This window comes from Pseudomonas sp. LBUM1652, from assembly GCF_059716105.1.
Genome location: NZ_CP166804.1, coordinates 2,122,120 through 2,137,227, shown reverse-complemented (window position 1 = coordinate 2,137,227; position 15,108 = coordinate 2,122,120). Strand labels below are relative to the sequence as shown.

Sequence of the window (15,108 nt, the reverse complement as noted above, 5' to 3'; positions counted from 1 at the left end):
AAGAGCCTTTAAAAATCAAGGCTCTGTGGATCCAATATTTCCGAGTGTCAACGAGCCGTGATTTTCCAGGCGCGGTGGATCTTGGTATTACGTGCAAAATCCGGATCAATGGTCTGCGCGCTGATTTCCTCGACCGCATAACGCTCGGCGAGGTTTTCTTCCAACTGGAACTTGCGGAAGTTGTTGGAGAAGTACAACACGCCACCTGGCGCCAGACGGGCCATGGCCAGGTCGATCAGCTGAACCTGGTCACGCTGCACGTCGAAGATGCCTTCCATGCGCTTGGAGTTGGAGAAGGTCGGCGGATCGATAAAGATCAGGTCGTACTCTTCACGGCAGCTTTCCAGCCACGCCATCACGTCGCCCTGCTCCAGACGGTTCTTGTCCGAATAGCCGTTCAGCGACAAGTTGCGGCGCGCCCAGTCGAGGTAGGTTTTCGACAGGTCGACGCTGGTGGTGCTGCGCGCGCCGCCCTTGGCCGCGTGCACACTGGCGGTCGCGGTGTAGCAATACAGATTGAGGAAGCGCTTGCCGGCCGCCTCTTTCTGAATGCGCAGGCGCATCGGCCGGTGATCGAGGAACAGGCCCGTGTCGAGGTAGTCGGTGAGGTTGACCAACAGCTTCACGCCGCCCTCGCTGACTTCATTGAACTTGCCCTGTGCAGCCTGACGTTCGTACTGCTTGGTGCCACTCTGGCGCTCACGGCGTTTGACCACCACGCGGCTCTTGTCGACGTTCAGCGCCTGTGGAATGGCTGCCAGTGCGTCGAACATGCGTGCCGAGGCTTTTTCCGGGTCAATCGACTTCGGCGCGGCGTATTCCTGGACGTGCACCCAATCGTGGTACAGGTCGATGGCCATCGCGTATTCCGGCATGTCGGCATCGTAGACGCGGTAGCAATCGATGCCTTCGCGTTTGACCCACTTGCCCATCGCCTTGAGATTCTTCTGCAAACGGTTGGCAAACATCTGCCCGCCTTCGCTCAAGCGCGGCTGCTCGATCACCGGAGCCGGGGCTGGCGTCGGTTTGATCGGGTTGCCGTTCTTGTTGAACTTGCGCTCTTGTGGCTCGTCCGGGGTTTGATCGTAAGCTGCTTGCTCACGCTCGGCCTGACGCTGCTCCGGAGTACGACGCTCGCCCGTGACGAACTGATCCGGCAGCACTTTGATCAACAACAGCTTGCACGGCAGCGCGCCGTTCCAGAACGAATACTGTTTGTGGCTGCGGATGCCCATGCGCTTGCCAAGATCCGGGGCACCGGTGAATACCGCCGCTTCCCAGTTCAGGCAGGCCTGACGCAGGCGTTCGCCGAGGTTCTGGTAGAGATAAAGCAGGCTGGCCTCGTCACCCAGACGCTCACCGTACGGCGGGTTGCAGATGACCAGACCTTTCTGGTTCTGGTCCGGACGCGGCTCAAAGGTCGCGACCTCACCTTGATAGATCTTGATCCACTCGCTCAGACCGGCGCGCTCAACGTTGTTGCGGCCCGGTTGAATCAGTCGTGGGTCAGCTTCGTAACCGCGAATCCACAGCGGTGGCTTGGCCAGACCGGCAGCGGCGCGCTGGGCGGCTTCTTCATGAAGTTTTTTCCACAGCGCCGGCACGTGACCGAGCCACGCGGTGAAACCCCACTGTTCGCGACGCAAGTTCGGCGCCATGTCGGCGGCGATCATGCCGGCTTCGACGAGGAACGTACCGACACCGCACATCGGGTCAGCGAGCGCGCCGCCTTCGGCCGCAATACGCGGCCAGCCGGAACGGATCAGGATGGCTGCCGCGAGGTTTTCCTTCAGCGGCGCCGCCCCCTGCTGCAAGCGATAGCCGCGCTGGTGCAGGCTGTGGCCAGAGAGGTCGAGGGAAAGAATGGCTTCGCCACGATCCAGACGCAGGTGAATGCGCAGATCCGGGTTGAGCTTGTCGATCGACGGACGGTCGCCTTGCGGGGTACGCAGTTTGTCGACGATGGCGTCTTTGACTTTCAGCGCGCCGAAGTGAGTGTTGTCGATGCCCGAGCCGTGGCCGCTGAATTCGACGGCCAGGGTGCCATCGCTGAGCATGTGATCCTGCCACTCGACATCGAGCACGCCGTGGTACAGGTCTTCGGCGTCCTTCATCGGAAAGCGCTTGAGCACCAGCAGCACACGGTTGGCCAGACGCGACCACAGGCACAGGCGATAGGCGGTTTCCATGGTCGCCATGCCACGCACTGCGGACGTGTGCTCGCGGGCTTCTTCAAGGCCAAGCCCGACGGCTTCCTCGATAAGCAGGCCTTCAAGGCCTTTGGGGCAAGTGAGGAAGAGTTCAAAACTGTCGGACATGGTATTTCCAGAGCCTTTGGCTAGTGGATCGGCAACGCATTGCCGACCCGGTTTTCAATCAGGCGCTTTTCTAAAAGAACGCCCGCGTGGCACGAAGGTGTGCCGTTCCATCCCCGCTGCTCGGGTTAACAGAGCTTAGATGCAAGGACAGATAAAAAAGTTGGTGAAACAAATTGCCTGAAATCGACCCTTCGTCGAATAGTACCTGACGCTAAACGTAGGTCATTCTCACTAAAGAATTAACCCCATCATCCAGCGCGGGGCCGATCATACCGGGGTTTGCTGAAAAAACGTGCATGAAACCCAAAGTTACTTATGGCCTAAGCACTAATTTCGTTACGTCCTTATGACAAAACGATCATTCCATCGGTGTGACTCATTGGTTAGAACTGACAACAGGTTGACGTCGCAACGGCGTCAACACCTTGGCTCGCCACGCCGGCAGCGAGCCGCCCCCGGCAGAGTTTTTCTGCCAGACCTCGGTTGAGGTCAACGCGACACAAACAGTCAACAAGTGAGGGAAACACCCTATGAGAAGACTTAAGCGTGATCCGTTGGAAAGAGCATTTTTGCGCGGATATCAATATGGCGTTGGTGGCAAATCCCGTGAGCTTTGCCCATTTACTCTACCGTCGGTACGTCAAGCCTGGATTAACGGCTGGCGAGAAGGACGCGGCGACAACTGGGACGGTATGACCGGCACTGCGGGAATCCACAGACTCAACGAACTTCACGCCGTCGGCTGACACAGGGCATTTATTCCGACACGACAATCTGAATTTGTAACGCACTAACCACGCACGTCCTTCCCGGACGGCGGGCTTCGGCCCAGGGGCTCCTTCGAGGAGCCCTTTTTATTGCCTTGGTGTTTTATCGGTCCCCCGTAGGAGGAGGATCAGCGCAGGGCTGCGATGGCGTCTACCGACTCACGAATCAGCGCCGGGCCCTTATAGATGAAGCCCGAATAAATCTGCACCAGGCTCGCACCCGCGGTGATCTTCTGCGCCGCATGCTTGCCTTCAGTAATCCCGCCCGCCGCAATAATCGGCAGACGACCACCCAACTCAGCCGCCAGCACCTTCACGGTGTGGGTGCTCTTGTCACGCACGGGCGCGCCGGACAGACCGCCCGCCTCGTCGCCATGCTCCATGCCTTCAACGCCAACACGGCTCAGGGTGGTGTTGGTCGCGATCACCGCGTCCATCCCGGTTTCGATCAGCGCTTGCGCCACCTGCGCGGTTTCTTCGTCGGTCATGTCCGGCGCGATCTTGATCGCCAGCGGCACGTGCTTGCCATGGCGCAGCGCCAGTTCGGCACGGCGCGTGGCCAGATCCGCGAGCAACTGCTTGAGCGAATCACCGAACTGCAGACTGCGTAAACCCGGGGTGTTCGGCGAGCTGACGTTGACCGTGATGTAACTGGCGTGGGCGTAGACCTTGTCCAGGCAGATCAGGTAGTCGTCCACCGCGCGCTCGACCGGCGTGTCGAAGTTCTTGCCGATGTTGATGCCCAGCACACCCTTGTATTTCGCCGCTGCCACCCGCGCCAGCAGGTTATCGACACCGAGGTTGTTGAAACCCATGCGGTTGATGATCGCCTCGGCTTCCGGCAGACGGAAGATTCGTGGTTTCGGGTTGCCCGGCTGTGGACGCGGGGTCACGGTGCCGATTTCAACAAAACCGAAACCCAATTGCGCGAAGCCGTCGATGGCCGCGCCGTTCTTGTCCAGACCGGCCGCCAGACCCACCGGGTTCGGGAATTCCAGGCCCATGACTGTCACCGGCATCTTAGCCGGCGCCTTGCACAGCAAGCCGTTGAGGCCCAAACGCCCACCCGCGCCGATCAGATCCAACGACAGATCGTGGGAGGTTTCCGGGGAAAGTTTGAACAACAGCTGACGGGCCAGGGAATACATGGGCGGCGATGACTCGGACGGCGAAAAGAGGCGGCGATTATAGCCGGGCATCGACCTGCCGCGCGAGGCGCGAATACCGACATTATTCAAATCGCAGACAAAGAAAAGCCCGGCCTAAGCCGGGCTTTTCTCAGAGCGGCAGCTAATTACTTAGCTTGAGCTTCAACCTGCGCTTCTACGCGACGGTTAACAGCACGGCCAGCTTCAGTTTTGTTGTCAGCAACTGGGCGGGATTCGCCGTAGCCAACAGACTGAACGCGGGACGATTCAACACCGTACTGATTGGTCAGAACTTGCTTAACGGCGTTTGCACGACGCTCGGACAGTTTCTGGTTGTAAGCGTCAGGACCGACGGAGTCAGTGTGACCTTCAACAGTAGTGGTGGTGGATGGGTACTGCTTCATGAAGTCAGCCAGGTTCTTGATGTCGCCGTAGCTGTTGGTCTTAACAACCGACTTGTCGAAGTCGAACTTGACGTCCAGCTCAACACGAACAACTTCAGCAACTGCAGGGCAGCCGTCAGCATCAACAGTTACGTTGGCTGGGGTGTCTGGGCACTTGTCAACGTTGTCGCAAACGCCGTCGTTGTCGCTGTCGGAGCAGACTTCAGCTGGTGCTGGAACTGGAGCAGCAGCAGGCTTGGAGCCGCCACCGAAGTTCACACCGATACCGACGCTAGGAGCCCACTCGGTGTCGCCCTGGTCGATGTTGTACTGAGCTTCAACGCCGGCACGGGCGTAGAAGTTCTCGGTGAAGTACAGCTTGGCACCGCCGCCAACATTGGCGAAGGTGGAACGGTTACGACCGTTCGAACCGTTCTGGTCGATGCTCTGGTCAGAGAAACCGGCCGAAACGTACGGACGCAGCATGTCGCCCGGGTTGTTGAAGTGGTACAGAGCGTCCAGAGCGGTGTTAGCGCCTTTAACGTTCTTGCCATCATCGGCACGTACGTTGTGAACTTCGTCGTAGCCCAGACGCAGTTCAACGTCGTCGGTCAGGAAGTAACCGATCGAGCCGCCGAACAGGTTGCCGTTGTTCTTGAAGTTACGAGCGCTGTCGAATTGTTCTTTCTTAGCGAAGCCTTCGATTTCAACTGCGCCTTGGCCTTGTGCCAGAGCGCCGAACGAAGTGGCAGCGATAAGAGAACCAATGGCCAAGCCCAAGGTGTTTTTCAGTTTCATCCGTTAAATCCCCATCTGGTGATTGTGAAGCAGTCCCGCAAACCGGGGGACAACTCGGCGGCAAGTCTATCAGAACTTGCCTACACGTAAGAGATATTTGCGCTGAACTAAGTTTCAGCAATGCCTGCAAATTTCTCACGCAATTTATCTAGAGCACGTTTGTAACGCATTTTTGTCGCACTCAAACCCATGTGCATGATGTCTGCGATCTCCTGAAATTCAAGCTCTGCGACAAATCGCAGCACCAGAATTTCGCGGTCAATCGGGTTCACATACACCAGCCAGCGATCAAGCCCGCCCTTCTCCTCGGGTTTCGGCGCCTTTTCTTCGGACGCCTCTTCGAGGGGGTCAAGACTCAATGCGTCCATCAAGCGACGCTTTCGCCGTTCCTTTCGATACTGCGTAATACATTCGTTGTACGTGATGCTGTAGAGCCACGTTTTGAACTTCGATTTCCCCTCGAAGTTCTTCAGGCCGTACAGCACCTTTAACATGACTTCCTGACAGACATCGTCTGCATCGCGATCGTTCCCAAGATATCTCGCGCAGACGTTAAATAATGTTCGCTGGTAACGCCGCATCAGTTCTTCATAAGCGCGCGTTACGTGAAAAAGCTCGGTATGCGAGCGCGCGACCAACTCCTCATCAGAGAGCTCGCGGGGGTCGTAGCGCGTGGATAGCGTATGGGCTTTATTCAAAACAAGTCGTGCCGACAGTCAGGTCAATGTCCGCCGCAACCAGCATCAACTGGCATTTTGCGGCGGCATACATTAGCAGGGTTTGCCGGGTTAGCGGCTACTCACATGCTGTTCCAGCAGGATCCGATTGGAAAGAGAGACTAGCTCACCCTCATCGGTCAGCAATGTGGTTTTAACCGTGCCGATCTCTTCAATCTGGCCTTCGACCTCGCCAACACGCACTTGTTGCCCAACCTGATACAACTCACGCACATAGATTCCCGCAAGAATCTGACCGGCAATTTCCCGGCTTCCCAGGCCCATGGCCAGCGCAACCGCCAGACCAACGGTAATCAAAACGATGACGATCACATGGTTCAGCAGGTCGGTCTTGACCTCAAGCTGACTGATCGCTACCGAGATGCTGATGATGATCACCAGCCCCTGAGCAATTCGCCCCAGCCCCGAAGCGTAGTCCAGGCCTACGCCCTCTGCCGCCCCGCGCACCAGTCCGTTCGCCAGTTGAGCAAGCAAAACGCCCACCAGCAACACCAGCGCGGCGCCGAAAACCTTCGGCAAATACAGCGCCAACATATCCAGCGTAGCTGAAACTCGCTCAAGCCCAAGGGATTCTGCTGCAGAAACCAGAAAAATCAGCAGAACGAACCAGTAGACAATCTTGCCGATCAGGGTCGAGATCGGTACTTGCAGCCCCGCCCGCGACATCAATTTGGTCAGCCCGGTGCCGCCCATCAGGCGATCGAGACCCAGTTTGGCGAGCAGTTTGGACAGCAAGGTATCGAGCAGCTTGGCCACGACGAAGCCCAACAGCAGCACGACCAGTGCGCCGAACAGGTTCGGAATGAAGTTGGCGACTTTGGTCCACAACGCAGTCATTGCAGTGACGAGGCTCTGAGTCCAGAGATCAAGTTCCATATTCAATCAGCCTTATCAGCAGTGCGAGCGGTAGGTTTACGAAGACGGGAAACCGGCGACACGTGGGCCGATCCGTTATTCAGGGCGATCATCAGCGCGGGCAGCCAGCGGCCCAGCAGACTGAACAGATCACCGGCGCCGACCTGGCGGTTGGCGGTTTTGAGTACGCGGCCCAGGCATGCATCGTCGTCGCGGCTGGACGGCGAGGCGTTGAGCATGTCGCGCAAAGACTGTTCAAACGGATCGTGCATACGCACCTCTCGTGATGTCTGTGAAAGACGCGGGCAAATTTGGTCGGGTCACATGCGCCATTTTCAAACCCAGCGCAAACGGCGGAATAACCACCATTGTCCGAACGCCATGGCGAGCACCGTCAGACAGGCGATCAGGAAGCCATAAGGGCTGCTCGCGAAGGGAATTCCGCCAACGTTGATGCCCAATAGACCGGTGATAAAACTCATCGGCAAAAAGATGCAGGTGATGATCCCGAAGCGATACATCGTGCGATTCATGCGCAGGCTCAAACGCCGGTCTTCAGCCTCCAGGACAAGCCCCACGCGCTCTCGAGTCAATTCGAGCTCTTCCAGATAGCGGGTCAGACTGTTGTTCAATTCGTTCCAGTAATCGGCGTCGTCATCGACAAACCAAGGCAGTTTTATCCGCGTCAGCTGTCCGAAAATATCCCGCTGCGGCGCGAGAAAACGCTTCAGCCCGGCCGCTCTGCGACGGATGTGCAAAATGGCGCCATGCTCCGGGGTATACCGTTCGTCGGCATCCATCTTTTCTTCTTCCTCATCGGCGATTTCCGAGAGGCAAGTGACCAGATCCTGCACTTTATTAGTGAGCAACTGCGCCATATAAAGCATCAATTCAGAGGAGGTTTTCGGGCCCTTGCCCTCCTCCAGCATCGTCAGCAACTCATCGGTGGCCCGTAGCGGGCGCAAACGCAGGGAGATAACGCGCTGAGCGGAGGCGAAAATCCGCACCGAGACCATGTCTTCCGGCTCGGCGCCCGGATTGAGGTTGACCCCGCGCAAGAACAGCAGCAGCTCGGAGTCGGGCAACGGCAACAGGCGCGGCCGGGTGTTCTCTTCCAGCAGCAGGTCACAGGTAAACTCATTGAGACCGCTGGATTTGCGTAGCCAGGTCTGGGTTTGCGGATGACTGCGATCCCAATGCAGCCACAGGCTTTCATGGGCCAACAGCTGCAGATCGTCGAGCTCAGTTCGGGCTATCGAACGCGCACCGCCATTACCATCCAGCACCAGGGCATGCACCAGCCCCCATTGCGCGTTTTCTTCCTCGAACATCCTCATCCCTATGTCGAAAGCTTATTCAGGCATCTTCAGCGGGCTCGGCGAGACGATCACGCCGTTGTTGTCCGCGTAGATGTAGTGGCCTGGGTGAAATGTCACGCCAGCAAACGTGACTGCAACGTTGAGATCGCCAATACCGCGCTTGTCGGTTTTCATCGGGTGGCTGGCCAGCGCCTGAACGCCAAGATCAGTCTGGGCAATGACGTCGACGTCACGGATGCAGCCGTAGATCACCAGCCCTTCCCAACCATTTTTCGCGGCTTTCTCGGCGATCATGTCGCCCAGCAGTGCGCGGCGCAGAGAACCACCACCATCGACCACCAGCACCTTGCCGTTACCCTTGAGCTCGGCTTGTTCCTTGACCAGCGAGTTGTCTTCGAAGCATTTGATGGTCACGATTTCGCCGCCGAACGAATCACGGCCGCCGAAATTGCTGAACATCGGTTCCAGCACCTGCACCAGCTCCGGATAGGCGTCGCACAGGTCAGGCGTGAGGTAATGGTTCATCGAAAAACTCCTGTAAAAAGGAAGACGATCAAGGATGACGCACTCTTTTGAGACGAGTCCCGGCGGTCGCTGTTTACCTTAGTTCATCCCATGGTTGCTGAACGAACCTGAACAAACGCTGAAACGTAATAGCGAAACAGCCACCAAATATGACCAGAACCGCACAATGCGTCATATCTTAGCCGCAAGCTGATCCGAGCGAAATGCCCTTTTCAGAGCCCTCGCCTCAGACCGCAGCAGCCAGATCCGGCTTATCGCCCAGCAACGGTGTGTGCTGATCCTGAAGCCAACGCGCCACCAGTGGCCATACTTCGACTTGTGCAGCCTTGCTCACCAGCATCTCGACGTGACCGAAATTATCCTTGAAGCCCTGCTCACGCCCAAGATTGATGAATTGCTTGTGCTCGGAACCGATCTGCTCGAACAGTTTGCGACAAGCCCAGGCAGGATCCTGATGATCCCCTGTCGCACTGACCGCCAGCACCGGCACCTGAACATCGGCAAGACCGGCCCACCAGTCCTTGTCCTTGTCGCCAAAGCGGCCGAACAGGCCGTACCAACGCATGCTTTCCAGTGCCAGCCCGATCGGCTCGTCTTCCGGGCCGCGCTTGAGGCGTGAACCAGACAGCTGCGCAAAGCGCTTGAGAATGAAGCGACCACTCCATTCCACCGGCGGAATTTTCAACGGCCAATAGGTGCGGCTCACCTGCGTTCCAAAAAACGCCGCCGAAGCCACCGCCGGCTCGCCCAGGTATTCGCCGCCGAGCGCGGCAGCCAACGTGATGCCGCCCAGCGAATGGCCGATCCAGTGCGGCACCTGCCCGCTCTGCTCACGCACGAATGCGGCAATCGCCGGAAGATCGTAACGGGCGTAGTCGGCAACGCGATTGCGCCGGTACTCCTCGTTGCGCTGCGACAGGCCGTGGCCGCGCATCTCCGGAATCCACACGTCGAAGCCCAGACGCGCCAGATACGCCCCCAGCCCCAGGCCTTTGGGTGAAAACCAGAAGCGCCGATTGGAAAAACTGCCGTGCAGCAGAATGACCGGCACCCCGCGCACCGCCGGTTCATCGGCCATGCCCAGACGGGTGACGGCGATTTCCACGGACCAGTCCGGGCTGTTGCCGGGCTTCAATCGATAAACGTCTTCGCTCAGATCGCCGCGCCGCTCGGCGCTGATCAGGGCGACAGGAAATAGGTTGCTGCTGCTTTGCATAATGCTCTTGCACAAAAAAGGGCGGCATCCGAAGGCGCTCGCCCTGTTTGAAACACTAAAAGAGCCGCTCCGTATGGGAGCGGCCCGTTCACATACTTATCAAGCCTGCGGCTGGCCTTCGGCGAGGAAGAACCAGGTTTCCAGCACGGTGTCCGGGTTCAGCGACACGCTTTCGATGCCCTGTTCCATCAGCCACTTGGCCAGATCCGGGTGATCCGAAGGGCCCTGACCGCAGATACCGATGTACTTGCCAGCCTTGTTGCACGCGGCAATCGCGTTGGCCAACAGCTTCTTGACCGCCGGATTACGCTCGTCGAACAGGTGCGCGATGATCCCGGAGTCACGATCCAGACCCAGCGTCAGTTGAGTGAGGTCGTTGGAACCGATCGAGAAGCCGTCGAAGAATTCGAGGAATTCTTCAGCGAGAATCGCGTTCGATGGCAGTTCGCACATCATGATCACGCGCAACCCGTTCTCGCCGCGCTTCAATCCGTTCTCTGCCAGCAGATCCACAACCTGGCTGGCTTCGCCGAGGGTACGCACGAACGGCACCATGATTTCGACGTTGGTCAGGCCCATCTCGTTGCGCACACGTTTCAGCGCGCGGCATTCGAGTTCGAAGCAGTCACGGAACGATTCGCTGATGTAACGCGAAGCGCCACGGAAGCCCAGCATCGGGTTTTCTTCTTCCGGCTCGTACAGTTTGCCGCCGATGAGGTTGGCGTATTCGTTGGACTTGAAGTCCGACAGACGCACGATGACCTTCTTCGGAGCGAACGCGGCAGCGAGGGTGCTGATGCCTTCAACCAGTTTTTCGACGTAGAAACCGACCGGATCGTCGTAACCGGCGATGCGCTTGTCGACGCTTTCCTTGATTTCCGGCGGCAGGCCGTCGTAGTTCAACAGCGCTTTGGGGTGGACGCCGATCATGCGGTTAATGATGAATTCCAGACGGGCCAGGCCCACACCGGCGTTCGGCAGTTGCGCGAAGTCGAAAGCGCGATCCGGGTTGCCGACGTTCATCATGATCTTGAACGGCAGATCCGGCATGGCATCCACGGAGTTCTTCTTGATGTCGAAGCCCAGTTCGCCTTCGAAGATGTAACCGGTGTCGCCTTCGGCGCACGAAACGGTCACACCCTGGCCATCTTTCAGCAATTGGGTGGCGTTACCGCAACCTACAACCGCCGGAATACCCAGTTCACGAGCGATGATCGCCGCGTGGCAGGTACGGCCGCCACGGTTGGTGACGATCGCGCTGGCGCGTTTCATGACCGGTTCCCAGTCCGGGTCGGTCATGTCGGAGACCAGCACGTCGCCCGGCTGGACTTTGTCCATCTCGGACACGTCCTTGATAATACGAACCTTGCCGGCGCCGATGCGCTGGCCGATGGCGCGACCTTCAACCAGCACGGTGCCGGTTTCTTTCAACAGGTAACGTTCCATGACGTTGGCCTGGGTGCGGCTTTTCACGGTTTCCGGACGGGCCTGCACGATGTACAGCTTGCCGTCGTCACCGTCCTTGGCCCACTCGATGTCCATCGGGCACTGGTAGTGCTTTTCGATGATCATCGCTTGTTTGGCCAATTCGCTCACTTCAGCGTCGCTCAGGCAGAAACGTGCGCGGTCAGCCTTGTCGACATCGACGGTCTTGACCGAACGACCGGCCTTGGCCTCGTCGCCGTAGATCATCTTGATAGCTTTACTGCCCAGGTTGCGGCGCAGGATCGCCGGACGACCGGCCTCCAGCGTGCCCTTGTGCACGTAGAACTCATCCGGGTTCACCGCGCCTTGTACAACGGTTTCGCCCAGGCCGTAGGCGCCGGTGATGAACACCACGTCACGGAAACCGGATTCGGTATCGAGGGTGAACATCACGCCGGCGGTGCCGGTTTCCGAACGCACCATGCGCTGCACGCCAGCCGACAGGGCGACCAGTTTGTGGTCGAAGCCCTGGTGCACGCGGTAGGAAATCGCACGGTCGTTGAACAGCGAGGCGAATACCTCTTTGGCGGCGCGGATAACGTTTTCCACGCCACGGATATTCAGGAAGGTCTCCTGCTGGCCGGCGAAAGAAGCATCCGGCAAGTCTTCGGCAGTAGCGGAAGAACGCACGGCTACGGCCACGTCAGGGTTGCCGGCCGACAGCGCGGCGAACGCGGTGCGGATTTCGGCATTCAGTTTTTCGGGGAATTCGGCGTCCATGATCCATTGGCGGATCTGGGCGCCGGTCTTGGCCAGGGCATTGACGTCGTCGACGTCGAGAGCGTCGAGGGCCTGGTGGATCTGGTCGTTGAGGCCGCTCAGTTCGAGGAAGTCGCGATAGGCCTGCGAGGTGGTGGCAAAGCCGCCAGGGACCGACACACCGGCACCTGCCAGGTTGCTGATCATCTCGCCCAGGGATGCGTTCTTGCCCCCCACATGCTCAACATCGTGTTTGCCGAGCTTATCGAGGGAAACTACGTACTCTACCAAGGTGATCTCTCCACTAACTGTGTTGGAAAAGCTCAGAAACCGGCAGCTCGGGGGAGCATTGGCCGGTTGTATGGCCTGGACCTGGAAAATAAGTGAGAATGCGGGCCACTGGCGGCCGGCAAATCGCGCCTATCATATCCAAGATTGATGACTAGCTTAAGGCCCAAGGTGCAAATGAAACGATCTGCTTTCTTTATCTCCGATGGCACCGGCATCACCGCCGAAACCCTGGGTCAAAGCCTCTTGGCGCAGTTCGAAAACATTACCTTCAGCAAATTCACGCGCCCGTACATCGACAGCGTGGAAAAAGCCCGGGCCATGGTACAACAAATCAACAAAGCCGCCGAAACCGACGGCTTTCGCCCGATCATCTTCGACACCATCGTCAATCAGGACATTCGTGAGATTCTCGCGACCTCCAATGGTTTCATGATCGACATTTTCTCGACCTTCCTGGCGCCTCTCGAACAGGAACTGACCGAGCATTCTTCCTACACCGTCGGCAAGTCCCATTCGATCGGCCATAACTCCAACTACATGGAGCGGATCGAGGCGGTGAACTTCGCCCTCGACAACGACGACGGCGCCCGCACCCACTATTACGACAAGGCCGATCTGATACTAGTGGGCGTGTCGCGATGTGGTAAGACGCCGACGTGCCTGTACATGGCCATGCAATTCGGCATCCGCGCGGCCAACTACCCGCTGACCGAAGACGACATGGAGCGCCTGACCCTGCCAGCGGCCCTGCGCGCGCACCAGCACAAGCTGTTCGGCCTGACCATCGACCCGGACCGCCTCACCGCTATCCGCAACGAGCGCAAGCCCAACAGCCGCTACTCGAGCTACGCCCAGTGCGAATTCGAAGTGCGCGAAGTGGAAAACCTGTTCCGCCGCGAGAACATCCCGAACATCAACTCCACGCATTTTTCGGTGGAAGAGATCTCGGCGAAGATTCTGGTGGAGAAAGGCGTGGAGCGGCGGTTCAAGTAGTTTTGCGGTGTCTGCAACACCGCCATCGCGAGCAGGCTCACTCCTACAATCTGAAATGCATTCCCTTGTAGGAGTGAGCTGGCTCGCGATCAACGATTACGCGGTCTCTGTTAATGCCCTGGCCAAAGCTTCAAACCCGCCGAGCAACAACCCGTCATCCCCCACCGAATTACACACACTCACCCGAATGAACTGCGGCACCGCCGCATGCCCGACCGCGAACGCCTCGGCAGTCGCCACCAGATAGTTGTTCTCCTTCAGCTCCGCGGCAATCTGCGAGGCGCGCCACAGCTCAGGCACTTGCAGCCAGAAATGCGGACTGTGGATATGTGTCTTGTAGCTCAGCCCCTCCAGCGCCCCCGCCACCCATGCCTTGCGCCGACCAATCTCACTGATCTGCTCATCCAGCAAACGCTGGGCCATGCCGTTTTCGATCCACAGGCTCGCCACTTCCATCGCCAGTGGATTGGCCATCCAGCAGGTGCCGCGAATGGCTGAACTGATACGCCCGAGCAACGCTTGCGGCGCATGTAGATAGCCGACCCGCAACCCCGCCGAGACAGCCTTGCTCAGACTGCCGATCAACACAGAGCGCTCCGGGGCGAAATAACTCAGTGGCAACGGCCGCTGGCGATCCAGAACTGCGTGGGCTTCGTCTTCGAGGATCAGCAGATTGTGCTGGCGACACACCTCTGCAATCGCCTGGCGTCGTGAGACAGACATGACCGCAGCCGTAGGATTCTGGATCGTCGGCGTGCAATACAGCGCGGATACCCGGTGCTGACGACAAATATCCTCCAGCGCCGAAGGCAACAGTCCTTCGTCATCCATCGCGGCACCCACCAGTTTTATCCCGAGCTGGCGTGCGACGCTGATCAATCCGGGGTAGGACAAATGCTCGGTGACCACCGTATCACCCGCCTTGAGCAACCCCATCAACGCGCACAACAGACCATGCTGGCCACCGTTGACGCACAGCACCTGATCGGCGTGCGGGACAAAGTCCCCGTGACGCAGCCACTCGGCACCTGCCGCCCGATGCCGTGGCAGGCCACCTTCGGCGGTGTACCCCGTCAACCGCTGCAAGCGGTGCGAATCAACGGCCAGAGTCTGTAGGGTCTGGCTCATGAACGCCGCTTCCTGCCCGGGAATCGGCTGATTCCTACTCATGTCGAAGCAGGCTGGCGGCTCATCGCTGACATTGCGAAAGCCCTTGTCCTGCGGCCGTTCCATTCCGCGCTGACGCACGTAAGTGCCGTCTCCTACACGGGCCACGACCAATCCCACACGCTCCAGTTCGCCATAAGCACGGCTGATGGTGCCGATGGTGACGCCCAGGCTGTCAGCCAATAGCCGGTGGGGCGGCAACTTGCAACCCGCCTTAATCACGCCTGCACTAATGGCCTTCTCGACCGCATCCGCGAGGCGCTTGTACTTCACGCCGACGCCATGGGCGAGGCCATCACGGAGGATTGACACCATGGCAATACTTACTTTGACAGTCATTCTTGCCCCGAATAGCGTACTGAAAACAGGTTCAATCAGGGATAGACCTTTTCAGTAACCAGGTCAAT

General features: G+C 58.5%; 13 protein-coding genes. 2 read left to right on the top strand and 11 right to left on the bottom strand.

All coding sequences use genetic code 11. The features are described from left to right. Positions 1-47 precede the first annotated feature (47 nt). Positions 48-2,318 carry a bifunctional 23S rRNA (guanine(2069)-N(7))-methyltransferase RlmK/23S rRNA (guanine(2445)-N(2))-methyltransferase RlmL gene (gene rlmKL, locus ACA069_RS09730; protein WP_187680657.1) on the bottom strand — a complete coding sequence of 757 codons (2,271 nt, stop codon included), beginning with the start codon at positions 2,316-2,318 and terminating at the stop codon, positions 48-50. A gap of 530 nt (positions 2,319-2,848) precedes the next feature. Between rlmKL and rmf the strand changes: the two genes are divergently transcribed. After that, positions 2,849-3,064 carry a ribosome modulation factor gene (gene rmf, locus ACA069_RS09725; protein ID WP_003223300.1) on the top strand — a complete coding sequence of 72 codons (216 nt, stop codon included), beginning with the start codon at positions 2,849-2,851 and terminating at the stop codon, positions 3,062-3,064. A 149-nt stretch (positions 3,065-3,213) separates the two neighbouring features. Here rmf and ACA069_RS09720 read toward each other — a convergent pair whose 3' ends face one another. The 9 genes from ACA069_RS09720 to ppsA form a co-directional block, all read right to left on the bottom strand. Beyond that, positions 3,214-4,233, bottom strand: coding sequence for a quinone-dependent dihydroorotate dehydrogenase (locus tag ACA069_RS09720; RefSeq protein WP_401269685.1), 1,020 nt, complete (start codon positions 4,231-4,233; stop codon positions 3,214-3,216). Between the two features lie 146 nt (positions 4,234-4,379). Beyond that, entirely contained in the window at positions 4,380-5,414 is a 1,035-nt protein-coding gene (locus tag ACA069_RS09715) for an OmpA family protein (RefSeq protein WP_095120047.1), read from the bottom strand. Positions 5,415-5,521: 107 nt separating this feature from the next. After that, a complete protein-coding gene (sigX, locus tag ACA069_RS09710; RefSeq protein WP_166222309.1) occupies positions 5,522-6,112 on the bottom strand; it encodes an RNA polymerase sigma factor SigX in 591 nt (196 codons plus the stop codon). A 90-nt stretch (positions 6,113-6,202) separates the two neighbouring features. After that, positions 6,203-7,027, bottom strand: coding sequence for a mechanosensitive ion channel family protein (locus ACA069_RS09705; protein WP_007916401.1), 825 nt, complete (start codon positions 7,025-7,027; stop codon positions 6,203-6,205). A gap of 2 nt (positions 7,028-7,029) precedes the next feature. After that, a complete protein-coding gene (locus ACA069_RS09700) occupies positions 7,030-7,278 on the bottom strand; it encodes a hypothetical protein (protein WP_008076827.1) in 249 nt (82 codons plus the stop codon). Between the two features lie 63 nt (positions 7,279-7,341). After that, positions 7,342-8,337: a divalent cation transporter CmaX gene (gene cmaX / locus ACA069_RS09695; protein WP_497617227.1), complete on the bottom strand. Its 996-nt coding sequence runs from the start codon at positions 8,335-8,337 to the stop codon at positions 7,342-7,344. A 21-nt stretch (positions 8,338-8,358) separates the two neighbouring features. After that, complete coding sequence (gene rraA, locus ACA069_RS09690) at positions 8,359-8,850, bottom strand: ribonuclease E activity regulator RraA (RefSeq protein WP_008061717.1); 492 nt, start codon at positions 8,848-8,850, stop codon at positions 8,359-8,361. A 226-nt stretch (positions 8,851-9,076) separates the two neighbouring features. After that, the gene (locus ACA069_RS09685; RefSeq protein WP_497617226.1) at positions 9,077-10,066 is read right to left on the bottom strand and encodes an alpha/beta fold hydrolase; all 990 of its coding nucleotides are present in this window, start codon (positions 10,064-10,066) and stop codon (positions 9,077-9,079) included. A gap of 99 nt (positions 10,067-10,165) precedes the next feature. Next, positions 10,166-12,541 (bottom strand): phosphoenolpyruvate synthase, encoded by a 2,376-nt coding sequence (gene ppsA, locus ACA069_RS09680; protein ID WP_497617224.1) that lies wholly within the window; start codon positions 12,539-12,541, stop codon positions 10,166-10,168. Positions 12,542-12,715: 174 nt separating this feature from the next. On the opposite strand from ppsA, the gene ppsR reads away from it, so the two are divergent. Continuing rightward, on the top strand, positions 12,716-13,534 hold the full coding sequence (ppsR, locus tag ACA069_RS09675; protein ID WP_008076822.1) for a posphoenolpyruvate synthetase regulatory kinase/phosphorylase PpsR: 819 nt from the start codon (positions 12,716-12,718) through the stop codon (positions 13,532-13,534). Positions 13,535-13,630: 96 nt separating this feature from the next. On the opposite strand, the gene ACA069_RS09670 is transcribed toward ppsR, so the two are convergent. Further along, positions 13,631-15,040 carry an aminotransferase-like domain-containing protein gene (locus ACA069_RS09670; protein WP_497617223.1) on the bottom strand — a complete coding sequence of 470 codons (1,410 nt, stop codon included), beginning with the start codon at positions 15,038-15,040 and terminating at the stop codon, positions 13,631-13,633. Positions 15,041-15,108 lie beyond the last annotated feature (68 nt).